The sequence below is a fragment of the Flavobacterium sp. 103 genome, from assembly GCF_003096795.1.
Taxonomy (GTDB): domain Bacteria; phylum Bacteroidota; class Bacteroidia; order Flavobacteriales; family Flavobacteriaceae; genus Flavobacterium.
This window is the reverse complement of record NZ_QENX01000001.1, coordinates 4066588-4089356: the sequence shown is the minus strand read 5'-3', so window position 1 is coordinate 4089356 and position 22769 is coordinate 4066588. Positions and strand designations below refer to the sequence as shown.

Annotated in this window: 20 protein-coding genes; 12 read left to right on the top strand and 8 right to left on the bottom strand. The window is 34.8% G+C overall.

The genetic code is table 11. From position 1 onward, the window contains the following. Window positions 1–75 precede the first annotated feature (75 nt). Window positions 76–1026, bottom strand: a complete 951-nt coding sequence (locus C8C85_RS17320) for an isopenicillin N synthase family dioxygenase (protein WP_116798136.1) — start codon at window positions 1024–1026, stop codon at window positions 76–78. A 172-nt stretch (window positions 1027–1198) separates the two neighbouring features. Here C8C85_RS17320 and C8C85_RS17315 point away from each other — a divergent pair, with 172 nt between their 5' ends. Then, on the top strand, window positions 1199–3175 hold the full coding sequence (locus tag C8C85_RS17315; protein WP_116798135.1) for a thiamine pyrophosphate-dependent enzyme: 1977 nt from the start codon (window positions 1199–1201) through the stop codon (window positions 3173–3175). Between the two features lie 255 nt (window positions 3176–3430). On the opposite strand, the gene C8C85_RS17310 is transcribed toward C8C85_RS17315, so the two are convergent. Next, entirely contained in the window at window positions 3431–5131 is a 1701-nt protein-coding gene (locus tag C8C85_RS17310) for a putative transporter (RefSeq protein WP_116798134.1), read from the bottom strand. Between the two features lie 285 nt (window positions 5132–5416). On the opposite strand from C8C85_RS17310, the gene pckA reads away from it, so the two are divergent. From pckA to C8C85_RS17255, 11 genes are all read left to right on the top strand, one after another. After that, window positions 5417–7036 (top strand): phosphoenolpyruvate carboxykinase (ATP), encoded by a 1620-nt coding sequence (gene pckA / locus C8C85_RS17305; RefSeq protein WP_116798133.1) that lies wholly within the window; start codon window positions 5417–5419, stop codon window positions 7034–7036. A gap of 434 nt (window positions 7037–7470) precedes the next feature. Further along, the gene (hisG, locus tag C8C85_RS17300) at window positions 7471–8328 is read left to right on the top strand and encodes an ATP phosphoribosyltransferase (protein ID WP_116798132.1); all 858 of its coding nucleotides are present in this window, start codon (window positions 7471–7473) and stop codon (window positions 8326–8328) included. A gap of 68 nt (window positions 8329–8396) precedes the next feature. Further along, the gene (gene hisD, locus C8C85_RS17295; RefSeq protein WP_116798131.1) at window positions 8397–9689 is read left to right on the top strand and encodes a histidinol dehydrogenase; all 1293 of its coding nucleotides are present in this window, start codon (window positions 8397–8399) and stop codon (window positions 9687–9689) included. Further along, on the top strand, window positions 9679–10725 hold the full coding sequence (gene hisC, locus C8C85_RS17290) for a histidinol-phosphate transaminase (RefSeq protein ID WP_116798130.1): 1047 nt from the start codon (window positions 9679–9681) through the stop codon (window positions 10723–10725). The genes hisD and hisC overlap by 11 nt, the downstream gene beginning before the upstream one ends. Before the next feature lie 4 nt (window positions 10726–10729). Next, a complete protein-coding gene (gene hisB, locus C8C85_RS17285; protein WP_116798129.1) occupies window positions 10730–11866 on the top strand; it encodes a bifunctional histidinol-phosphatase/imidazoleglycerol-phosphate dehydratase HisB in 1137 nt (378 codons plus the stop codon). Window positions 11867–11943: 77 nt separating this feature from the next. After that, the gene (hisH, locus tag C8C85_RS17280; protein WP_116798128.1) at window positions 11944–12531 is read left to right on the top strand and encodes an imidazole glycerol phosphate synthase subunit HisH; all 588 of its coding nucleotides are present in this window, start codon (window positions 11944–11946) and stop codon (window positions 12529–12531) included. Window positions 12532–12538: 7 nt separating this feature from the next. After that, window positions 12539–13264 (top strand): 1-(5-phosphoribosyl)-5-[(5-phosphoribosylamino)methylideneamino]imidazole-4-carboxamide isomerase, encoded by a 726-nt coding sequence (hisA, locus tag C8C85_RS17275; RefSeq protein WP_116798127.1) that lies wholly within the window; start codon window positions 12539–12541, stop codon window positions 13262–13264. Window positions 13265–13369: 105 nt separating this feature from the next. Then, complete coding sequence (locus tag C8C85_RS17270) at window positions 13370–13735, top strand: four helix bundle protein (protein ID WP_116798126.1); 366 nt, start codon at window positions 13370–13372, stop codon at window positions 13733–13735. Between the two features lie 54 nt (window positions 13736–13789). Beyond that, the gene (hisF, locus tag C8C85_RS17265) at window positions 13790–14545 is read left to right on the top strand and encodes an imidazole glycerol phosphate synthase subunit HisF (protein ID WP_116798125.1); all 756 of its coding nucleotides are present in this window, start codon (window positions 13790–13792) and stop codon (window positions 14543–14545) included. A 45-nt stretch (window positions 14546–14590) separates the two neighbouring features. Continuing rightward, a complete protein-coding gene (hisIE, locus tag C8C85_RS17260; protein ID WP_116798124.1) occupies window positions 14591–15190 on the top strand; it encodes a bifunctional phosphoribosyl-AMP cyclohydrolase/phosphoribosyl-ATP diphosphatase HisIE in 600 nt (199 codons plus the stop codon). Between the two features lie 154 nt (window positions 15191–15344). Continuing rightward, window positions 15345–16997, top strand: a complete 1653-nt coding sequence (locus tag C8C85_RS17255) for a M1 family metallopeptidase (protein ID WP_116798123.1) — start codon at window positions 15345–15347, stop codon at window positions 16995–16997. A gap of 106 nt (window positions 16998–17103) precedes the next feature. On the opposite strand, the gene C8C85_RS17250 is transcribed toward C8C85_RS17255, so the two are convergent. From C8C85_RS17250 to C8C85_RS17225, 6 genes are read right to left on the bottom strand one after another with little or no spacing between them, the layout of a single operon-like run. After that, a complete protein-coding gene (locus C8C85_RS17250) occupies window positions 17104–17976 on the bottom strand; it encodes a sugar phosphate isomerase/epimerase family protein (protein ID WP_116798122.1) in 873 nt (290 codons plus the stop codon). 27 nt (window positions 17977–18003) lie between these two features. Continuing rightward, complete coding sequence (locus tag C8C85_RS17245; RefSeq protein WP_116798121.1) at window positions 18004–18897, bottom strand: hydroxypyruvate isomerase family protein; 894 nt, start codon at window positions 18895–18897, stop codon at window positions 18004–18006. 20 nt (window positions 18898–18917) lie between these two features. Then, window positions 18918–20147 (bottom strand): nucleoside permease, encoded by a 1230-nt coding sequence (locus tag C8C85_RS17240; protein WP_116798120.1) that lies wholly within the window; start codon window positions 20145–20147, stop codon window positions 18918–18920. A 39-nt stretch (window positions 20148–20186) separates the two neighbouring features. Beyond that, the gene (locus C8C85_RS17235; protein WP_116798119.1) at window positions 20187–20897 is read right to left on the bottom strand and encodes a DUF1080 domain-containing protein; all 711 of its coding nucleotides are present in this window, start codon (window positions 20895–20897) and stop codon (window positions 20187–20189) included. Between the two features lie 25 nt (window positions 20898–20922). Continuing rightward, complete coding sequence (locus tag C8C85_RS17230) at window positions 20923–22386, bottom strand: Gfo/Idh/MocA family protein (protein WP_116798118.1); 1464 nt, start codon at window positions 22384–22386, stop codon at window positions 20923–20925. A gap of 15 nt (window positions 22387–22401) precedes the next feature. After that, window positions 22402–22764 (bottom strand): c-type cytochrome, encoded by a 363-nt coding sequence (locus C8C85_RS17225; protein WP_116798117.1) that lies wholly within the window; start codon window positions 22762–22764, stop codon window positions 22402–22404. Window positions 22765–22769 lie beyond the last annotated feature (5 nt).

Genomic DNA, 22769 nt, shown 5'->3' with positions numbered 1-22769 from the left:
ATTAAAAAAAACCAAATTCCAAATTCCAAAAGTGTATCATTGGAATTTGGAATTTTGGTTTTTGAATTTTATTTTTTATTTCTTAATTAAACCTAAGTCAACTAGGCGCTCGTACAAATAGTCTCCCGCTGTAATATCCTCGAATTTTTTAGGATTTTCGGCGTCGATACAGTTTTCTAAACAGTTTAACTTCATGTCACTAACAGGGTGCATAAAAAACGGAATAGAATAACGCGAAGTTCCCCATAATTCTCTTGGTGGATTAACCACTTGATGAATCGTAGATTTTAACTTGTTATTGGTATGACGGGATAACATATCACCCACATTAATTACTAATTCATCTGGTTCTGCAACAGCATCAATCCAATCTCCATTATGATTTTGAACTTGTAACCCTTTACCTTGAGCTCCCATCAACAGAGTAATCAAGTTGATGTCACCATGAGCTGCTGCACGTATGGCATTCTCAGGTTCAGATGTAATAGGAGGGTAGTGAATTGGTCTTAGGATTGAATTCCCGTCTTTGGCATATTCGTCAAAATAAAATTCATCCAATCCAAGATGCAATGCCAAAGCTCTCAATACATAAACACCTGTTTTTTCAAGCATTTGATAAGCTTCTTTACCTACAACATTAAAACGTGGTAATTCTTTTACCTCAACATTTTCTGGGTATTCTGAAGCATATTTGGAACCTTTATCCACATACTGTCCAAAATGCCAAAACTCTTTCAAATCCCCTTCTTTACGACCTTTGGCATGTTCTTTTCCAAAAGAAACATAACCTCTTTGTCCACCAATTCCAGGAATCTCATAGCTGTTTTTTGTCTCTAATGGCAAGGAAAAGAAATTCCTGATTTCACCATACAATTCATCAACTAATTGATCGTTTAAAAAATGCCCTTTGAGCGCTACGAAGCCAATATCTTCGAATGCACTTCCGATTTCATTTACAAATTTTTGTTTACGTTTCGGGTCGTCCGAAAGGAAATCACGCAAGTCAACACTAGGAATGTTTTGCATATTATGTCTGTATTTAATACTTTAGAAGTTTTAAACTTCTAAAGCACAAAGATAAAAAATAAAACAGATAAGTTATTTTAAAAATTATTGACATTTCAAAATAATATAACAATTTTAAATTAAACTGTTATATTTATTTATCTTTGAGATATAGCAACAAATACTACTAAAAATGAATTTTGATAAAAAAAATCTATCTAACGACACCTTACTAGATCTATATAAAAGAATTCTGAAACCGAGATTGGTAGAAGAAAAAATGTTAATCCTCATCAGACAGGGAAAAGTGTCCAAATGGTTTTCTGGCATAGGGCAGGAGGCCATTTCTGCAGGCATTACAGCTGCTTTAGATACAGATGAATATATTTTACCAATGCACCGGAACTTAGGAGTATTTACAGGAAGAGATATTCCATTGCATCGTTTATTTTCTCAATGGCAAGGCAAAGCCAATGGTTTTACCAAAGGTAGAGACCGAAGTTTTCACTTTGGAACACAACTTTATAAAATTATCGGAATGATTTCGCATCTGGGGCCTCAACTAGGCGTTGCTGATGGAATAGCATTAGCCAATAAATTACAAAAAAACGGAAAAGTAACGGCTGTTTTTACAGGTGAAGGAGCCACTAGCGAAGGTGATTTTCATGAAGCCCTTAATATTGCGGCAGTTTGGGATTTACCAGTTCTATTCATCATTGAAAATAATGGATACGGTTTATCAACCCCAACCAACGAACAATACCGTTGCGAAAACCTTGCTGACAAAGGAATTGGCTACGGAATCGAAAGCCATATCGTTGATGGGAATAATATATTGGAAGTTTTTAATTTGTTGACCGAATTAAAAGCTTCGATGGTTGAAAATCCACGTCCAATTTTATTGGAATTCAAAACATTCAGAATGCGTGGGCATGAAGAGGCGAGTGGCACTAAATATGTTCCTCAGGAATTAATGGATTTATGGGCTGCAAAAGACCCTGTAGATAATTACAGAAGCTTTTTATACCAAAACGGTATTCTTACCAAAGAACATGACGACGAAATACAACACGAAATCAAAAAAGATATTGATGAAAGTTGGGCGATGGCCAATGCCGAACCAGAAATTGTTCCTACTTACGAAGGAGAATTAAATGATGTTTACCAACCCTATATCCATGAAGAGTTTCATCCGAATGCAGAAGTAGAAAATATTCGATTTATAGATGCAATTTCCATTAGTTTACGTCAATCGATGGAACGACACGAAAAATCCGTTATTATGGGACAGGATATAGCCGAATATGGTGGCGCTTTCAAGATAACGGATGGTTTTGTGGCGCAATTTGGCAAAGACCGCGTTCGTAATACGCCTATTTGCGAAAGCGCCGTAGTTTCGACAGCGATGGGATTGTCCATTAATGGATATAAAGCGATTGTCGAAATGCAGTTTGCCGATTTTGTATCCACAGGATTTAATCCAATCGTAAATTTACTGGCCAAATCACATTACCGCTGGTTGGAAAAAGCCGATGTGGTTGTTAGAATGCCTTGTGGAGGCGGAACTCAGGCGGGACCTTTTCATTCCCAAACCAATGAAGCCTGGTTTACCAAAACTCCAGGTTTAAAAGTCGTTTACCCAGCCTTTCCCTATGATGTCAAAGGTTTGCTCAATGCTTCAATCAACGACCCAAATCCTGTGCTTTTCTTTGAGCACAAGCAATTATACAGGAGTCTGTCCCAAGACGTTCCTAAAGATTATTACACCATTCCATTAGGGAAAGCCGCTTTGTTAAAAGAAGGAAATGATGTTACTATCATCTCTTTTGGAGCTGCAGTCCATTGGGCATTGGAAACATTGGACAAAAACCCTGAAATAAAAGCAGATGTATTGGATTTAAGAACACTTCAACCTTTGGATACCGAAGCGATTTACACCTCGGTTAAAAAGACAGGGAAAGTGATTATTTATCAAGAAGATTCAATGTTTGGTGGCGTCTCCAGTGATATTTCGGCATTGATAATGGAAAATTGTTTCGAATACTTGGATGCACCTGTAAAACGCGTAGCGAGTTTGGATTCACCAATTCCGTTTACAAAGGCACTGGAAGATCAATATTTGCCAAAAGGAAGATTTGAAACCGAATTAAAAGCACTTTTGGAGTATTAATTTAAAAATAATAAAAAGCATTAGGGCGAGACCCCATTATGGCAAGTGGGCTACTTTTCATATCGCTCATTCGCCCACTAGCCATAATGGGGTCGGGCTATTCGCGCTACTTTGGTAGCTAGCTTCTATCCCTCTCGCAATCCAGTTTTCATAACAAAATTTATTGGAATTTCATCTTTACCAAAGACTCATAAAAAAGAGGTTGTCTAAATAGATATAGACAACCTCTTTTGGTTGAAATAAACACAAAATTCATCAACTCGCAAACAGAAGAATAAGCAACTGTGCCACTAATATCCTGCTGATAGTTACTAACGGATAAACAGTAGCATATGATTGATTAGGTATATCAGAATCTAAATATTTAGTACTAAAAGCCAGTGCGGCTGGGTCGGTATAAGAGCCGCTCATGATACCTACCATTTGATAAAAATTAAGCTTGAACACAAATCGGCTGATTAATACCAAAAGTGTCAAAGGTATAAAAGTAATGTAGCAACCATAGTATATCCACATCCATCCATCATTTGCTATAAAATTGTCATAGAAACCATGACCTGCTTTAATCCCCACAGCAGCGAAGAACAAACAAATCCCGAAATCTTTCATGAAATGAATCGCTCCGTTATTGATATAAGAGTGGATAACTCCAACACCTCCATATCTACTGATAAATAATGCGGCTAAAAGAGGACCAGCGGCCAATCCTAATTTTAAAGGAACCGGTAAGGATGGAATCATAATAGGAATAGATCCAATAATAACTCCAAAAATCAACCCTCCAAAAAGAGAAAGAAAATCAGGTTCTAAAAGTATTTTTTTTGAATTTCCTATAATATTTTCAGCTTCTTGAATTGCTTCTTTACTGCCGACTACCAATAAAGTATCTCCATAATAAAGTTCCAATGTAGGCTGTGCTAAAATTTCTAATCCAGAACGAACTACCCGAGTAACTTTTAACCCAAATTGATTGTATAAATCCAATTGTGCCAATGTTTTATGAGTAGCTGTTTTTTTAGTTACACTAAGGATTTTGGTTGTAACATCATCTTCAGATTCAATAAATAAATCCGTTGATACTTTTCCAACAGTATCAATAAACTTATTAATATCTTTTTGTTTAGCCACAACCATCAAAACGTCTTTCTCTTTTATTATAGAATCTAATGCAGGAGAAAACACTTCCTTGGTTCCGCTTTGTTTTTGTCTCGAAATAATTACGTCGTCAATGTGGTATTCTTTAAATATTTGTCGGATTGTTTTTCCTACTACGTTAGGCTGTGTAACTCTGCATTTTTGGCGAACTATTTTATTTTCAGAGTCTTTATTTTTTTTATTAAGTAAAATAACTTCATTCGACAAATCAATTTTTAAAAAATTTTTGGCTAAAATTATAATTACGATAATCCCAAAAACTCCAATTGGATACGTGATCGCATACGCAATGGCGGGATCCGAAAAGTGATCAGAAGGAAGGTTCAATTGTTTTTGAATTTCAATCAAAGTCGATTTGGCAGCTCCTAATCCTGGAGTATTCGTTACAGAACCTGACATTAATCCAACAGCATTTTCAATTTTAACATTGGCTAATAAATGAATTAAATAAGCAATAATTCCACCCAAAAAAACGGTTCCAACTCCCAAAGCATTAAAAATCAACCCTTCTTTTTTAAACGAAGAAAAAAAACTGGGGCCAACTTGAATACCAATACCATAAACGAACAGTATCAATCCAAATTCCCGTACGAATTGAATTAATTCAGCATCCATGCTAAAGCCTAAATGACCTAAATAAAGACCTACAAACATTACCGCGGATACCCCAAGCGAAACACTGCCTATTTTGAGTTTTCCTGCAAAAAAACCAACACTTATTGCCATGAACAATACAATTAAAGACTGCGTCATCTCCGGGGTCTCAGTCGGGGTAAACAATATTTTAAACCAATCAAACATAATATTATATTTTAGTTGTGAATAATGATGTAAATAAATTAATAATTTTGTTATATTAATATGATAAAAATCAGTTTTGACTTACTTTAATACTAAGAATCAACTCGTTAACAAAAATTAGTATCACTTAAAAAAATACTTTCTAACTCCTTGTAAAACAACGCAAAAGCGAAAACGTTTGCGTATATTTTTTTGACAAACATGATAAAAATCAGTTTTTTTCTTTGATAACTGGAGTACTTTTGATAAAGAAATTAACACATCAAATTACATAAATAGAAAACCATGAAAAACATCAAAATTATTCAGGAATTACACAATTTAGGAATCACAGGATACCATGAAGTTGTATACAACCCTTCTTATGAAGAACTATTCAAAGCAGAAGTTTCTAATAAAAGAAAAGGATATGAAAAAGGTGCTTTAACTGATACAGGTGCGGTTGCGGTAAAAACAGGAGTTTTTACCGGGCGTTCTCCTAAAGACAGATACATTGTTAAAGACTCCGTTTCAAAAGACACCATTTACTGGGATGATAAAGTAAATTTCCCTACAACTCAAGGAATTTATGATGAGTTGAAAGGACTAGTTCTAAAACAACTTTCAACATCTCCAAAATTATATGTAGTAGATGCCTTTTGCGGGACCAATCCAGACACAAGACTAAAAGTCCGTTTCGTAGTGGAAGTGGCTTGGCAAGCACACTTTGTAACTAATATGTTTATAAGACCTTCAATTTATGAATTGGAAAACTTTGGACAACCAGATTTCATTGTAATGAACGGGTCAAAAACGGTAAATCCAAATTGGAGAGAACAAGGATTAAACTCTGAAAATTTCGTTGTATTTAATCTTACTGAAAAAATTCAAATTATTGGAGGAACTTGGTATGGTGGTGAAATGAAAAAAGGAATGTTCTCTATGATGAACTACTACTTACCTTTAAAAGGAATGGCTTCAATGCACTGCTCTGCAAACGTTGGCGAAAAAGGAGATGTTGCAGTATTCTTCGGGCTTTCTGGAACAGGAAAAACTACACTTTCTGCCGATCCAAAAAGATATTTAATTGGTGATGATGAGCACGGATGGGATAACAATGGAGTGTTTAATTACGAAGGTGGTTGTTATGCTAAAGTAATTGACTTATCCGAAGAAAATGAGCCAGACATCTGGAGAGCTATCAAAAGAGATGCATTATTGGAAAACGTAATCGTTGACGAGTACGGAGAAATTGATTACTCTGACCATTCAATCACTGAAAACTCTAGAGTTTCTTATCCTATTTACCATATCAACAAAATTGTATTACCATCAAAAGCTGGACACGCAAGCAAAATCATTTATCTTTCTGCTGATGCCTTTGGAGTATTGCCTCCAGTATCTATCTTAGATGAAGATCAAGCGCAATATCACTTCTTGTGTGGATATACTTCTAAATTAGCAGGAACTGAAAGAGGAATTACTGCACCAGAACCTTCTTTCTCTCCAGCATTTGGTGAAGCTTTCTTAACATTACACCCAACAATGTATTCTAAAACATTAATTGGAAAAATGAAAGAACACGGAGCAAAAGCATATTTGGTAAACACAGGTTGGAACGGAACAGGAAAAAGAATATCTCTTAAAAACACAAGAGCTATCATTGATGCCATCATCAGCGGTGAAATCGATTCTGCAGACACAAAAACAATTCCATACTTGAACTTGACTATCCCAACCGCATTAACAAATGTTAGCGAAGGAATTCTTGATCCAAGAGATACTTATAAAAATGCCGAGGAATGGGAAAGTAAAGCAAAAGATTTATCAGAGCGTTACATAAAAAATTTCGAACAATACACAGATACTGAAGAAGGAAAACGTTTAGTCGCTGCGGGACCTTCTTTGGAAGCAGTTTTAAATTAGTAGCTTACTAATAATTATTTAGGGTTGGTTAAACACCTATTGATAATGCGTAAAAAACAGTATTGATAGGTGTTTTATATTTAAAAGTAAAAATATTACCCAAGATTAATTCGTTTTGTAATAATTTAATAAACTCATTCAATTCGTGTTTTTTAATTTAACAAATAATTATTGAAACGTTAAAATAAAAATTGGATTGTAACTGATTTATCCTCTATATTTGCAAAAGAAACAAAGAGTTATCTAATTTTATAAAGTTATGTTATCAATTCTATTACATCATCATCATTCTCATAATTGCTCTCAAGCGATGTGTTAATGGTATGCGTGTAAATCACAATAATCTAAACCCGTTTGAGTACATCAAACGGGTTTTTTATTACCTATTCTTTGTACTCAAGCATTAATTTAAACTAAAAACTAAAAAACTACAAATGAGTACACTTAAAATTGCAATTCAAAAATCAGGACGTTTAAACGAAGAAAGCATCCAAATCCTTAAAGACGCGGGTATTTCAATCGATAATGGAATAGATCAATTAAAAGCAGAAGCTTCCAATTTTCCTTTAGAAGTTTTGTATTTACGAAATTCAGATATTCCTCAATATTTAATTGATGGAGTAGTAGATATTGCTATTGTTGGAGATAATTTATTAGTTGAAAAAGGAAAAAACATTGAGGTAATTCAAAAATTAGGTTTTTCAAAATGCAAAGTATCTGTAGCAGTACCTAAAACATTTAATTATAAATCAGTAAAAGATTTAGAAGGGATGCGAATCGCAACTTCTTATCCAAACACTGTAATTGATTTCTTTAGCTCTAAAGGAATAACTGTTGATATTCACCAAATATCCGGTTCGGTAGAAATTGCACCAAATATAGGTTTGGCAGATGCAATTGTAGATATTGTATCCAGTGGAAGTACTTTATTCAAAAATAATTTAAAAGAAGTTGAAGTTATTTTCAAAAGTGAAGCGGTATTAGCAGTTTCCCCAAAAGTAAGTCCTGAATCTCAAAAAATAATAGACACGTTAAAATTCAGAATCGAATCAGTATTAAGAGCAAGAAAATCAAAATACATTCTGATGAATATTCCAAATGACAAAATTGATGCAGTTGGGAAAATCCTTCCGGTATTACGAAGCTTAACTGTTTTGCCTTTGGCGCAAGAAGGATGGAGTAGTGTTCACTCAGTAATCGACAAAGACACCTTTTGGGAAGTAATTGATCAATTGAAAGAAGTTGGTGCCGAAGGAATTCTGGTTTGTCCAATTGAGAAAATGGTACTTTAATCCGTTAATCACCTAAAGAAATCTAAACTTAAAAGCTCAGCATCTTAGAAACTTAGTAGCTAAAAAAAATGAATAAAATATACAATCCAAAACCAGAAACTTGGTCAGCAATTTTAGAAAGACCAACTAAAACAGTTGATGATATCGAAGCAACTGTAAAAGGAATTTTCAAGGAAGTACAGTCAAAAGGGGATTTTGCTGTTGCAAAATATACATCGCTTTTTGATGGTGTTTCAGTTCCTGATTTAGAAGTTTCACAAACCGAAATAGCAACTGCAATCGCAACTATTTCCAAAGAGTTAAAAGAAGCCATTCAATTGGCAAAATCAAATATTGAAAAATTCCACGCTGCACAAAAAACGAATCGCATAGTAGTGGAAACCATCGAAGGTGTGAATTGCTGGCAAGAAAAAAGACCAATCCAAAAAATCGGCTTATACATTCCAGGCGGAACAGCTCCTTTATTTTCAACTGTATTAATGTTGGCAGTACCAGCTAATCTTGCAGGTTGCAGCGAAATCGTATTATGTTCTCCTCCTGATAAAAATGGAAACATCAATCCAGCCATTTTATACGCCGCTTATTTATGTGGTGTGACCAAAATTCTGAAAGTAGGAGGGATTCAAGCTATTGCCGGTATGACTTTTGGAACTGTAAGCATTCCGAAAGTGTATAAAATATTTGGTCCCGGAAATCAATTTGTGACTGTTGCCAAACAATTAGCAACTCAGTTTGGTGTTGCCATAGATATGCCTGCGGGTCCATCGGAATTATTGATTGTTGCTGATGAAACTGCAGTTCCCGCTTTTGTTGCTTCCGATTTACTTTCTCAAGCAGAACACGGAACAGACAGTCAAGTGATTTTAGTTTCTACTTCAAAAGAATTAATTGATGCTGTCGAAACGGAAATCCAATCTCAAATGGACGTTCTACCCCGAAAAGCTATTGCTGAAAAAGCCATTGCCAATTCAAAATTGATTTTTGTAGAAAATGATACCATTGCTTTGGAATTAATCAATGAATACGGACCTGAGCACTTTATCATTTGTACCAAAGACGAAAATTTCTATGTTGATAATATTGCTAATGCAGGCTCCGTTTTTATTGGAAATTACACTCCAGAAAGCGCAGGTGATTACGCTTCGGGAACCAATCATACCTTGCCAACAAACGGTTACGCCAAAAATTATAGTGGAGTGAACCTTGATAGTTTCACCAAATCGATGACTTTCCAAAAAATTTCTGAAAAAGGAATACAAAACATTGGTTCTGCGATTGAAATTATGGCAGAAGCCGAGGGACTACAAGCCCACAAGAATGCAGTTACTTTACGATTAAAAGCCCTTGAAAATGACAAATAGTTTTAATTTAGATAGTTTAGTTCGTGACAATGTCAAGGTTTTAAAGCCTTATTCGTCAGCAAGAGATGAATTTGAGGATTTTGACACCGCCGATATGATTTTTTTGGATGCCAATGAAAATCCATTCAACAATGGAGTAAATCGTTATCCTGATCCTCAACAAGCTTCAGTAAAAAGCATATTAGCAAAGCAAAATAAAGTAAATCCGAACCAAATGCTGTTAGGAAACGGCAGTGATGAGGTATTGGATTTGATTTTTAGAGCGTTTTGTGAGCCAAAAATAGACAATGTTATTACTTTACCGCCTACTTACGGAATGTATGGTGTTTTGGCTAATATCAATGCGGTGGAAAATAGAGAAGTATTGCTTTCAACAGATTTTCAGCCTCAAATTGAGAAAATCTTTAAAGCAATTGACGACAATACCAAAATGATCTTCTTGTGTTCGCCAAATAACCCAACAGGAAATTCATTTTCGGAAGAAAGCGTAACCACTTTATTGGAACATTTTAATGGTTTAATTGTGATTGATGAAGCCTATATCGATTTTTCAGAAAAAGCGAGTTGGTTGAAAAAAATGGATCAATGCCCTAATTTGATTATCACGCAGACACTTTCAAAAGCTTATGGTTTAGCCGGAATAAGATTAGGAATTTGTTATGCTTCAGCAGAAATAATCGCGGTTTTAAACAAAATAAAACCACCTTATAATGTAAACGAATTAACCCAAAAAAGAGCTTTGGAAAGATTGGATGATACCGATGCAATACAATCTGAAATCTCTGAAATTATAGAGCAAAGATCAATATTACTTAAAGTTTTACTTGATGTAAAATACGTTGAAAAAATATATCCGACTGAAGCTAATTTTATCTTGATAAAAGTGGACGACGCCAATAAAAGATACAATGATTTGATTGCTAAAGGAATCGTAATCCGCAACAGAACAACTCAGCCTTTATGTGAAAATTGTTTGCGTTTGACTATTGGAACAGAAGAAGAAAATAAAAAATTAATTGAAGCATTAAAAGCTTAACAAAATGAAAAAAGTACTTTTTATAGATCGTGATGGAACCATTGTTTTAGAACCTGAAAATTATCAATTAGACAGCTTGGAAAAATTGGAATTTTATCCAAAAGCATTTCAGTATTTGGCAAAAATTGCCAAAGAAATGGATTACGAATTGGTGATGGTGACCAATCAGGATGGATTGGGAACTGACAGTTTTCCAGAAGATACTTTTTGGCCAACCCAAAACTTCATCTTGAGAGCTTTTGAAAACGAAGGAGTTCTTTTTGACGATATTTTCGTGGATCGTTCTTTACCGGAAGACAATGCACCAACCCGCAAGCCAAGAACAGGAATGTTAACTAAATATATTGACAATCCAAACTATGATTTAACCAATTCATTTGTTTTAGGTGATCGTTTGACTGATGTTGAATTAGCGAAAAACTTGGGTGCCAAAGCTATTTTCATGAATACCTCTGAAGGAGCTGGAAGTACTGAAATTGCAGCAAAAAGAGAGGAACTTGACGAAGTCATCATCTTGCAATCAACCGACTGGAAAGCTATTTATGAGTTTTTAAAACTAGAAGCGCGTTCGGCATCGATTACAAGAAAAACCAATGAAACTGATATTTACATCAACCTAAATTTGGACGGAACAGGAAAAAGCAAAATCGAAACGGGAATTGCATTTTTCGATCATATGCTCGACCAAATTGCACGCCACGGTCAAATGGACTTGGAAATTTTGGTGAAAGGTGACCTCGAAGTAGATGAACACCACACAATCGAAGACACAGCTATTGCATTAGGAGAAGTTTTTGCAAAAGCATTAGGTAATAAATTAGGTATTGAGCGTTACGGCTTCTGTTTGCCAATGGACGACTGCTTATCCCAAGTAGCCATTGATTTTGGAGGCAGAAACTGGTTGGTTTGGGAAACCGAATTCAAGCGTGAAATGGTAGGTAAAATGCCAACAGAGATGTTTTATCATTTCTTCAAATCTTTCTCGGACGGAGCCAAAGCCAATATTAACATCAAGGCCGAAGGAACCAACGAACATCACAAAATTGAAGCCATCTTTAAAGCTTTTGCGAAAGCGATAAAAGTAGCCGTAAAACGCGATACAGAAAAGATGATTTTGCCGAGCACGAAGGGAATGTTGTAGATAATTATAAATTTAGAATTATAAATTATTTAGATTTAAATTCTTAATATAACTTAATTTCTTAATGGTTTAAAAACATGAAAATAGTAATTATAAATTACGGAGCAGGAAACATTCAAAGCATTATGTTTGCTATCGAAAGATTGGGATTCAAAGCAGTTTTAAGCAACGATCAGGAAGAAATTAAGTCTGCTGACAAAGTAATTTTTCCTGGAGTAGGAGAGGCGAGTTATGCGATGAAAATGCTTAAAGAAAGTGGTTTAGACACTTTGATTCCAACACTAAAACAACCCGTATTCGGAATTTGTTTGGGTATGCAATTGATGTGTAATTCTTCTGAAGAAGGAAATACCGAAGGATTGGGAATTTTTGATGTGGATGTAGTGAAGTTTTCTTCAAAAGTGAAAGTGCCGCAAATGGGTTGGAACAACATTTACAACCTAAAATCAGATTTATTCAAAGGAATTGCGGAAAACGAATATATGTATCTGGTACATAGTTTTTATGCGCCAATTTGCAAAGAAACTATCGCAACTACTGATTACGACTTGGAATATTCTTCAGCTTTAGAGAATGATAATTTCTACGGAACGCAATTTCACCCTGAGAAAAGCGGTGATGTTGGTGAGCGCATTTTAAACAACTTTTTAAACCTTAAACTTTAAACAAATTATGCGAATAATCCCCGCAATAGACATCATAGAAGGAAAATGTGTTCGCTTGTCGAAAGGCGATTACAATACTAAAATCATATACAATGAAAATCCGCTTGAAGTAGCAAAATCATTTGAAGCTCACGGAATTGAATATTTACATTTAGTTGACTTGGATGGCGCAAAATCTAGCAAAATCGTCAATTATAAAATATTGGAACAAATCGCCTCGCAAACCAAATTGAAAATTGATTTTGGTGGTGGTCTTAAAGCCGATTCTGATTTGAAGATAGCTTTTGAATCTGGTGCAAACCAAATCACAGGTGGGAGTATCGCCGTAAAAAACAGAACCATTTTCGAGAAATGGATTGCAGAATATGGTTCGGACAAAATTATTTTGGGAGCTGACGCTAACAATGAAAAAGTAGCCGTTTCAGGATGGTTGGAAGATTCAAATGAAGATTTGGTTCCGTTTATCCAAGATTATCAAAAGAAAGGAATTCAATATGTCATTTGTACCGATATTGCCAAAGACGGAATGCTGGAAGGACCAAGTTTTAATTTATATGCCAAAATTTTAGCGGAAGCAAAAGGTATTAAATTAATTGCATCAGGAGGAATTTCAACATTTGATGAATTGCCTAAACTTGCCGAATTGGGTTGCGAAGGAACTATCATTGGAAAAGCCATTTACGAAGGTAGAATTTCGTTGAAACAATTGGAAAATTATATAATTCAAGGTTAGAGATAAGAAATTAGAGGTTAGAAGTGGTTGTGATGGAAAATTATCACTTCTTATTCTAAGTTATTCTCTTTTCACCTCCAATTGCTAACTTCTAACTTTATAATTATGGCTCAAGATTTAAAAGCAAGAACTAAAAAATTCGCCATTGATTGTGGCAAACTGTGCAGAAATTTTCCTCATTCCAGAGAATATAATGCTTATGTTAATCAGTTAATAAGATGTTCGAGTTCAGTTGGTGCAAATTACAGAGCCTCTCAAAGAGGAAAATCTACAGCAGATTTTATTAATAAATTAAAAATAGTTGAAGAAGAAGCAGATGAAAGTCATTTTTTTATTGAAATCTTGTTGGAACTATATGACTTAGGCGATGAAAATGTAAAAAATGAAATGATAAGATTATGCAAAGAAGCTAACGAATTAGTTGCAATAATAGTAGCTTCTATAAATACAGTAAAAAGTAAATTAAAGTGATTTTTCTCGGTTATGAACTTCTAAATTCTAACCTCTAACCTCTAACTTTAAATAATGTTAACAAAAAGAATAATACCCTGTCTCGACATTAAAAACGGAAGAACCGTTAAAGGCGTTAATTTTGTAGATTTGCGTGATGCCGGAGATCCTGTGGAATTAGCCAAAATCTATTCGGATGAAGGTGCTGATGAATTGGTTTTCCTGGATATTTCGGCAACCGAAGAGCGAAGAAGAACTTTGGTGGATTTGGTTCGCAAAGTAGCGGCTACCATCAATATTCCATTTACAGTTGGTGGTGGAATTTCAGCAGTGGAAGACGTGGAAGTTTTGCTTCAAAATGGTGCTGATAAAGTTTCCATCAATTCTTCGGCAGTAAAAAATCCGCAGTTGATCAATGATTTGGCACAAAAATTCGGAAGCCAATGTGTGGTTGTCGCCATAGATGCCAAACAAATTGACGGAGAATGGATCGTACATTTAGTTGGAGGAAAAGTCCCCACAGAAATAAAATTATTCGATTGGGCAAAAGAAGTAGAAAAAAGGGGAGCTGGAGAAATCCTTTTTACCTCAATGAATCACGATGGAACCAAAAATGGATTTGCCAATGAAGCTTTGGCTAAATTATCAGAATTAGTAAATATTCCAATAATTGCTTCAGGCGGAGCTGGCAATATACAGCATTTTGTTGACACCTTTATTGAAGGAAAAGCTGATGCAGCATTGGCGGCAAGCGTATTTCATTTTAAGGAAATTGAAATTAAGACATTGAAAAAAGAATTAAAAAACAATAATATTGAAGTTCGGATTTAGTTTTACTTTAAGACATTTGACTTTACAACTTTAGACTTAAAAAAAATGGACATAGATTTTTCAAAAAGCGCACACGGGTTAATTCCTGCCATAATCCAAGATAGCGAGACCAAAAACGTTTTGATGCTGGGTTATATGAATGCAGAAGCCTATCAAAAAACAATCGATACTCAAAAAGTGACTTTCTACAGCCGTTCTAAGCAAAGGCTTTGGACAAAAGGTGAAGAAAGCGGTAACTTCTTAAATTTGGTTGATATCAAAAACGACTGTGATAACGATACGCTGTTAATTCAAGTACAGCCTGTGGGACCAACTTGCCACAAAGGAACAGATACTTGCTGGGCAACCGAAAACAAGCAAGATTATGGTTTTATTTCGAATCTAGAAAACACCATCAAAACTAGAAGAGAAAATGCCGATTCCGAGAAAAGCTATGTAGCTTCCTTATTCAAATTGGGAATCAACAAAATTGCCCAAAAAGTTGGAGAGGAAGCTATAGAAGTGGTAATTGAAGCCAAAGATGATAACGATGATTTATTCTTGAGTGAAAGTGCTGATTTACTTTTTCATTATTTAATTTTACTACAAGCCAAAGGTTTTCAATTGAATGATGTGGTTGATGTTTTGAAAAGCCGTCAGAAGTAAAAATCAGTTTTCGGTTTTAAACATTGTACTGAAACTTTAAATTTTAAAATAATTAAGTTATAAAGCCCGATTGCAAAATTAATTGCTTTTGGGCTTTTTTTTGGTTCTAAAAAATAAAAAAAGTGTGTAGTTTTGGTAAAAAATTATCAAATACATGAAAAAATATCTTAAGCTATTATTAATTTCATTTTTAATCTCTAATGGAATACAAGCCCAAGGACTTCTTGGCAAGCCTGAAGTTGTCTTTACAAGACAAGATTCTTTAAGAGGTAGTATCACCAAAGAAAGAGCTTGGTGGGATGTAAAACGTTATTTCTTAGATGTAAAAGTAAATCCTGCAGACAGCACAATTATAGGTTCTAACACCATTCAATATAAAGTTTTACAGCCTTATAACGTAATGCAAATTGATTTGCAAACTCCAATGGAAATTACCAAAATTACACAAGACGGTACAGCATTAAAATACAAAAGAGAAGGTAATGCCTTTTTCATAACATTAGCTTCTGCGCAAAATACGGGGGCCATAAAAGAAATAAAGATTTTTTATCACGGCAAACCAAAAGTAGCTGTTAGACCACCATGGGACGGCGGATTAACTTGGAAAAAAGACAAAAATGGGGACAATTTTATTGCTTCTTCCTGTCAAGGATTGGGAGCAAGTGTTTGGTGGCCAAACAAAGACCATATGTATGATGAGGTTGAAGGAATGAAAATTAGTGTGAATGTTCCCGGAAAATTAACCGATGTTTCTAATGGTCGTTTGGAAAATGTAAAAACATTAAAAGACGGTACCAAAACCTATACTTGGGTGGTCAAAAATCCGATCAACAATTATGGAGTAAATATCAATATTGGTGATTACGTGACTTTTTCAGAGAAATACAAAGGTGAAAAAGGTGATTTAGATTGCACTTATTATGTTTTAAAAGATAATTTGGCCAAAGCCAAAGAACAATTTAAAGATGTTCCTAGAATGTTAAAAGCTTTTGAACATTGGTTTGGTCCTTATCCGTTCTATGAAGACAGCTACAAACTAGTGGAAGCTCCTTACTTAGGAATGGAACACCAAAGTTGCGTGACTTACGGAAATGGTTATCAGAATGGCTATTTGGGACGCGATTTGAGTGGAACTGGTTGGGGATTAAAATTTGATTTTATTATTGTACACGAATCAGGACACGAATGGTTTGCGAACAACATTACCTACAAAGACATTGCCGATATGTGGATTCACGAAAGCTTTACTTGCTATTCTGAAAGTCTATTCTTGGAATATTATTATGGAAAAGAAGCTGGAGGTGAATACGTAAGAGGTATTCGAAAAAACATTCAAAACGACAAACCTATCATTGGTCATTATGACGTAAACAATGAAGGTTCTGGCGATATGTACTATAAAGGCGCCAATATGCTCAATACAATGCGCCAATTGGTAAATAATGACGAAAAGTGGAGAAATATTTTGAGAGGTCTAAACAGTACTTTTTACCACCAAACGGTAACTACTAAACAAGTTGAAGATTATTTAAGCCAGCAAGTTGGCATGAATCTGAATCCGTTCTTTAATCAATACTTGAGAGATATTCGAATTCCAACACTGGAATATACTTTTCAAGAAAACACTATAAAGTACCGATGGACAAATATTGTCCCTGGTTTTGATATGCCTGTAAAAGTTGCCCTAAATGGAACGGAAGTTACTTTGAACCCAAAAGCAGACTGGAGTGAATTTACAAATTCTTCTAAAATTGAAAAAGTAGAAATAAATAAAGATTTCTATGTTTTCTCTAAGAATGCTAATTAATTGATATTACTTTTTTTTAATACAAAAGACCAGCAATTGCTGGTCTTTTTGTATTAAAAAACTTTTGTTTTACAACTGATTCTAATTAAGAAATAGCAAAATAAGTTTAAATTAAATTTTTAGATACATAATCCCAACTTGTTTTAATAGAATCAGTTGGATTTGGAGAGTAATTAGTTTCTTGTTCTACAAAAAAGTGTTGCATACCCGAAAGTTTAGCTTCTGCAAAAATGGATTTAAAGTTGATACTTCCTTCTCCAATTTCTGTATTCCATTCTACTTTGGATTTATCCATATCTTTTACATGCCACATTGTAAATCGACCAGGATTAGCTTTAAATAATTGCAAAGGATCATTTCCTGAGCGAACTGCCCAATACAGATCCAATTCAAAATCAACTAACTTTTTATCTGTTTCTTTCAATAAAATATCATAACCACATTGATCACCATACTTCTTGAACTCAAAATCATGGTTATGGTAAGCCAACTTCAATCCGGATTGTTTACATAAAACCGCCGCTTCGTTTACTTTTTGTGCAATACGTTTATAATCGTCTAAATTGCTTCTTAAACTTTCTTCCAACCAAGGAACAGTAACATATTCACTTCCTAATACATTGGCACATTCAATAGATGCTTTCAGAAAATCGACATTATTGTCTTTTATAAATGATTTAAAATCATAATGACCACTTGTTGCTTTTAGTCCATTATCAGTTAGTATCTTTTTGAAATCTTTTGGAGAAGTGCCAAAAAATCCTTTTTCAGCTGAAAATCCATACGTTTCCACTTCTTTATACCCAGACTTAGCCACATGTTCTAAAACGCCTTTTACGTCTTTAGAAAATGCTTCTCTCAAAGTATACAATTGAAGACCAATATTTTTTGGTTTTATTGAAAAGGCTAGGGAAGGGGCAATTGCCAATGCACCCAACGCCAAACCGCTGTTAATTATAAAATCTCTTCTCTTTATCATTGTTTTTACTTTTTACTAGATTAAAAATTAAATATCACAAATCGCAATTGCCTTTTTCAAAGAGGCTATTTTATCTTTTTGTTTAGGAATAAACTCTTGTCCCACAAAACCTGTAAAACCGCTATCAGCAATGGCTTTCATTATAGCGCTGTAATTGAGTTCTTGGGTTTCGTCAATTTCATTTCGTCCCGGAACTCCACCAGTATGATAGTGGGCGATGTGATTGTGATTTTCTTTGATAGTTCGAATTACGTCACCCTCATCAATTTGCATATGGTAAATATCATATAGCAATTTAAAATTTTCCGAATTAATTCGTTTCACCAATTCTACTCCCCAATAGGTTTTATCACATTGATAATCCTTGTGATCAATCTTACTGTTTAACAGCTCCATAACCAAAGTTACTTTATGTTTCTCTGCCAATGGAATCAATGTTTTCAACCCGAGTACACAATTATTCCAGCCTTCTTCATCAGTTTTTCCTCTCCTGCTTCCGCTAAAACAAATCAAGTTTTTATAACCCGCTTCAGCCACTAAAGGAATCATTTCCGCATAATTTTTAATCAATTGTTCATGAAACTTTGGATCGTTGAAACCGTCCACTAAATTTAATTCTGCCCCATTACACATGGTGGAAACAAGATTGTGTTTTTTTAGTATTGGCCAATCCTTTGGACCAACCAAATCAATACCGGTAATTCCAATTTTTCTAGCTTCCAAACAAAGCGTTTCAATATCAAAATCACTGAAGCACCAACGAGCTACTGAATGGTTAATTCTTCCTTTCAACATATTAGATTCTAAATTTAATTCTTCTTTCGGTATTGCCAGAGCCGATAATCCCGATGGAATCCCTAAAGTCACAGTTCCTGCAAGAATGCCTTTTATAGCGGTTCTTCTATCAAAAGTTGCACTCATTTTTTTTGTTTTTAAAATGCTTAAATTTCATTTATTGCTTTGTTTTTATCTTGAAATAAAAGAGCAAAAATCAAGAATACTGCAAAAGCAATTCCGGCAGGAATTATCCATACCATTTGCCAATTGATTGCTCCTTCAGCCGTTTTATAATTATCCGTAATCCAGCCTGCAACTGCAAACCCAATTAACATTCCAATACCATAAGTTGCCAATGTTATCAGTCCTTGGGCAGCGCTTTTGTATTTTTCTCCTGCTTTTGAATTGGTATAAATTTGTCCTGAAACAAAGAAAAAATCATAACAAATTCCATGCAAAGCTATTCCAACAATAAGCATAAAACTCAAATCACCACCATTGCCATAAGCAAATAAAACGTAGCGAACAGCCCAAGCGAGCATTCCCACCAGAATTGTTTTCTTAAATCCAAAGCGGGCAAAAAATACCGGAATGAATAATAAAAACAATGCTTCGGATATTTGTCCGATTGCCATTTTTCCAGTTGGATTTTCAACTCCGGCAGCAGTCAAAAATGGATGTGCATTTTGATAATAAAAAGCCAACGGAATACAAATTAAAATAGATGAAATAAAAAAGATTAAGAAATTTTTATCTTTTAAAAGTTTTAAAGCATCAAGACCAATAATATCGGCAATTTTAATTTTCCCCTCACTAACTTTAGGTGGCGTTTTAGGCAATGTGAAACTTAATAAACCTAAAACCAAAGCTGCAATTCCGGCCAAAAGAAATGTGTTTTTAAGTAATCCATTAGTAACAGCTTCTACAGAATCCCAATGAAACAAGAAACTAATAGAGAATCCTGCTAAAATCCAACCAATAGTTCCCCAAACTCTAATATTGGCAAACTCTTTTTCTGGATCTTTCATTTGGTTAAATGCCACTGAATTCACCAAAGCCAATGTTGGCATATACAGAACCATATAACTTAACACATAGATATAAAATGACCCAACATCTGCCGATTGATACATCTGATACATTAAAAATGCACCTACCAGATGTAAAATACCTAAGATTTTCTCAGCATTAAAATAACGATCTGCAATCAAACCAATAATAAAAGGAGCAATGATGGCTCCCCATGATTGGGTGGAAAAAACTGCTGCCGTCTCTGAACCAGAAGCTTTTAAATTGTTCCCTAAAAAGGTACCAAGAGTGACAAACCATGCCCCCCAGATAAAAAATTCCAGAAACATCATTACAGATAATTTAATGCGGATAGTTGTATTCATAAAAGAGGTTAATTTTTGGTTAAGTTTATTTTAGAGCTATTATTTACAGCCAGTTGTAGTTTCCATCGTATTCCATTCTTTAATCACGATATTACGATACCACACATTGTTGCCGTGATCTTGCAAAGCAATTTTTCCTTTTTTGAATGTTCCAAAAGCTGGCCAAGCGGCAAATTTACTTCCAGCAACCAAAGCTTTAAAATTATCATCCCAAAGTACCGTTTCAACAACAATAACCCCGTTTAAAACGTAAGTCAACTTTCCGTTTTTACAAACAATTTCGGCTGTATTCCATTCTCCAACCGGTTTAACTGGTTCCGATTTACTTTGAATTAAATCATATAAATCCCCAGCACGGTGCTTGGTTATTTTTCCATCTGGATGACCATCATTATCCAAAACTTGCATTTCTAAACCAGTTTCATAAGTGTTTTTGTATTTTGTTGGATTTTCATTAATGTAAAAAATAATTCCACTGTTGGCATTCGGAGCTACTTTCCAATCTACTTTTAAATGAAAATTTTCATATTCAGCATCAGTTACCAAATCTCCTCCTTGACCATTTTTGGCCGCTTCTGGATCAAAATGTAAAACACCATCTTCAACTTTCCATCCGGCACTAGCGGTAGTTTTGCCGTAAGTATGCCAACCTGTTGTTGTTTTTCCGTCAAAAAGAGGTTTAAATCCTTTTTGAGCTTGCATGGTTTGAAATAAAGTGAAGACTAATACTGTTGTTATTATTTTTTTCATGGGTTTACTATTTAATTTTATTGTTTTAAAAACTTAGGTTTTTCCAACCTTCTCTATAATTACGTTTAACAAATTGATTGACATCATCGATATTGGTTACTTTCTTGGCATCATTATCCCAAAGTAGTTTAACCGAACGGCCCGGATACACATCTTCTCCTAATACTTCTTTGTGCAAATCATAACCTCTTACGGCAAGATTGGCCATTAATAAAGCTTCTGTTAAAGGACCTGCAATTTCAAAAGGTGAACTCAATTCTTTTTTGCCATATCCCGCGATACAACCTTCTATCCATTGCTTTTGATGACCGCTGGCGCCATCTTTTACTCGAGGATACTTCTCTGCTATTTTTAGATTTTCATTACGACTTAAAGGTAATAATCTTGGATTTTCACTATAAGTGTCACAAATCATTTTTCCTTTGGTTCCAATAAACAAAGTACCATTCCCACCATCACCAAAGATTTCGTTTGCTCCTAATTCTTCTGGACGTTCTGGTTGAATACCACCATCCATCCAATGTATTTTGACATCTCCTTTCGTTTTATCTGTCTTAGGAAATGTTAACATCACATGACTCGAAGGAGGACAACTTTCCGGAAAATAACCTCTTTTGAATTCATCCACATAAACAGAACCTACACTACACTGAACGTCTTTGGCATATTTTAGATTTAATACGGAGAATGGTGCTTCCATTAAATGGCATCCCATATCTCCCAATGCGCCAGTTCCATAATCCCACCAACCGCGCCAGTTAAATGGCACTAATTTGTCGACATAATTTTTATTAGGAGCTGTTCCTAACCATAAATCCCAATCCAATTCTTTAGGAATTTCTGTTTTTACTGTTGACCAAGGAATTCCTTGCGGCCAAACAGGTCTATCAGTCCAGGCATAAACTGTATGTACATCTCCAATTAAATCTGCATCGTACCATTCTTTTAGGATTCGAGTGCCGTCATTGGACGAACCTTGATTTCCCATTTGCGTCACTACTTTATAACGAGCAGCTGCTTGAGTCATCATATGTGCTTCGTAAATATCATGTGCCATTGGTTTTTGTACATACACATGCTTGCCTAACTGCATAGCTGAAAAGGCTTGAATAGCATGATTATGATCGGGTGTAGAAACTGAAACAGCATCAAAGTTTTTATGCTCTTTATCAAACATTTCGCGCCAATCCTTGTAAAATTTGGCTTTCGGAAAAGCTTTTACAGCATCGGCGGCTCTTCTTGTATCAACATCGCACAAATAAGCAACATTAGCGAGGCCACTTTTTTCAAAAGAAGCTACATCTGACCTTCCCTTTCCACCAACACCAATACTGGCAATTAATAATCTGTCACTTGGTGCCACAAAGCCTCTGCCCATGACATGCCTTGGAATAATCATAAACGCAGCTGTTGCTAGCGCGCCCTTTTTTAGAAAATCCCTGCGAACAATCGATTCTGGTTCTTTATTTTTATTTAAATCTTTATCCATAAAGTAGGTTACAATTTATTTATTCAATGATAGAATGTACTTGGCAATTTTCTTGGCATCGTCTTTTTTTAATGCAGTATGGGCCGCCATAGGTATTGCACCCCAAACTCCAGAACCGCCTTTTATAATTTTATCAGATAAATAGTTGATGTTTTTATCATTCATAGGATATTTTTTGGCAATATCCAAAAAAGAGGGTCCAATTACTTTTTTATCAATTTTGTGACAAGTAGCACAATCTTGCTTCTTCATTATTAACTCTCCTTCAGAGGGCTGAACTTCTTCTTTACCACTATATCCAGTTGATATTGATTCATAATTCGAAAAAGAACATAAACCTCCTAGGGCTATTATTGCTGCTAAAATTTTGATTTTCATATATG

Excerpts from the sequence above, each read along its gene's own strand:
- hisG (WP_116798132.1), top strand. The coding sequence starts at position 7,471 with ATGAGTACACTTAAAATTGCAATTCAAAAATCAGGACGTTTAAACGAA.
- C8C85_RS17255 (WP_116798123.1), top strand. The coding sequence starts at position 15,345 with ATGAAAAAATATCTTAAGCTATTATTAATTTCATTTTTAATCTCTAAT.
- hisH (WP_116798128.1), top strand. The coding sequence starts at position 11,944 with ATGAAAATAGTAATTATAAATTACGGAGCAGGAAACATTCAAAGCATT.
- C8C85_RS17315 (WP_116798135.1), top strand. The coding sequence starts at position 1,199 with ATGAATTTTGATAAAAAAAATCTATCTAACGACACCTTACTAGATCTA.
- hisF (WP_116798125.1), top strand. The coding sequence starts at position 13,790 with ATGTTAACAAAAAGAATAATACCCTGTCTCGACATTAAAAACGGAAGA.
- hisIE (WP_116798124.1), top strand. The coding sequence starts at position 14,591 with ATGGACATAGATTTTTCAAAAAGCGCACACGGGTTAATTCCTGCCATA.
- hisC (WP_116798130.1), top strand. The coding sequence starts at position 9,679 with ATGACAAATAGTTTTAATTTAGATAGTTTAGTTCGTGACAATGTCAAG.
- C8C85_RS17270 (WP_116798126.1), top strand. The coding sequence starts at position 13,370 with ATGGCTCAAGATTTAAAAGCAAGAACTAAAAAATTCGCCATTGATTGT.
- C8C85_RS17235 (WP_116798119.1), bottom strand. The coding sequence starts at position 20,897 with ATGAAAAAAATAATAACAACAGTATTAGTCTTCACTTTATTTCAAACC.
- C8C85_RS17310 (WP_116798134.1), bottom strand. The coding sequence starts at position 5,131 with ATGTTTGATTGGTTTAAAATATTGTTTACCCCGACTGAGACCCCGGAG.
- hisB (WP_116798129.1), top strand. The coding sequence starts at position 10,730 with ATGAAAAAAGTACTTTTTATAGATCGTGATGGAACCATTGTTTTAGAA.
- C8C85_RS17320 (WP_116798136.1), bottom strand. The coding sequence starts at position 1,026 with ATGCAAAACATTCCTAGTGTTGACTTGCGTGATTTCCTTTCGGACGAC.
- C8C85_RS17245 (WP_116798121.1), bottom strand. The coding sequence starts at position 18,897 with ATGAGTGCAACTTTTGATAGAAGAACCGCTATAAAAGGCATTCTTGCA.
- C8C85_RS17230 (WP_116798118.1), bottom strand. The coding sequence starts at position 22,386 with ATGGATAAAGATTTAAATAAAAATAAAGAACCAGAATCGATTGTTCGC.
- C8C85_RS17225 (WP_116798117.1), bottom strand. The coding sequence starts at position 22,764 with ATGAAAATCAAAATTTTAGCAGCAATAATAGCCCTAGGAGGTTTATGT.
- hisA (WP_116798127.1), top strand. The coding sequence starts at position 12,539 with ATGCGAATAATCCCCGCAATAGACATCATAGAAGGAAAATGTGTTCGC.
- C8C85_RS17240 (WP_116798120.1), bottom strand. The coding sequence starts at position 20,147 with ATGAATACAACTATCCGCATTAAATTATCTGTAATGATGTTTCTGGAA.
- hisD (WP_116798131.1), top strand. The coding sequence starts at position 8,397 with ATGAATAAAATATACAATCCAAAACCAGAAACTTGGTCAGCAATTTTA.
- pckA (WP_116798133.1), top strand. The coding sequence starts at position 5,417 with ATGAAAAACATCAAAATTATTCAGGAATTACACAATTTAGGAATCACA.
- C8C85_RS17250 (WP_116798122.1), bottom strand. The coding sequence starts at position 17,976 with ATGATAAAGAGAAGAGATTTTATAATTAACAGCGGTTTGGCGTTGGGT.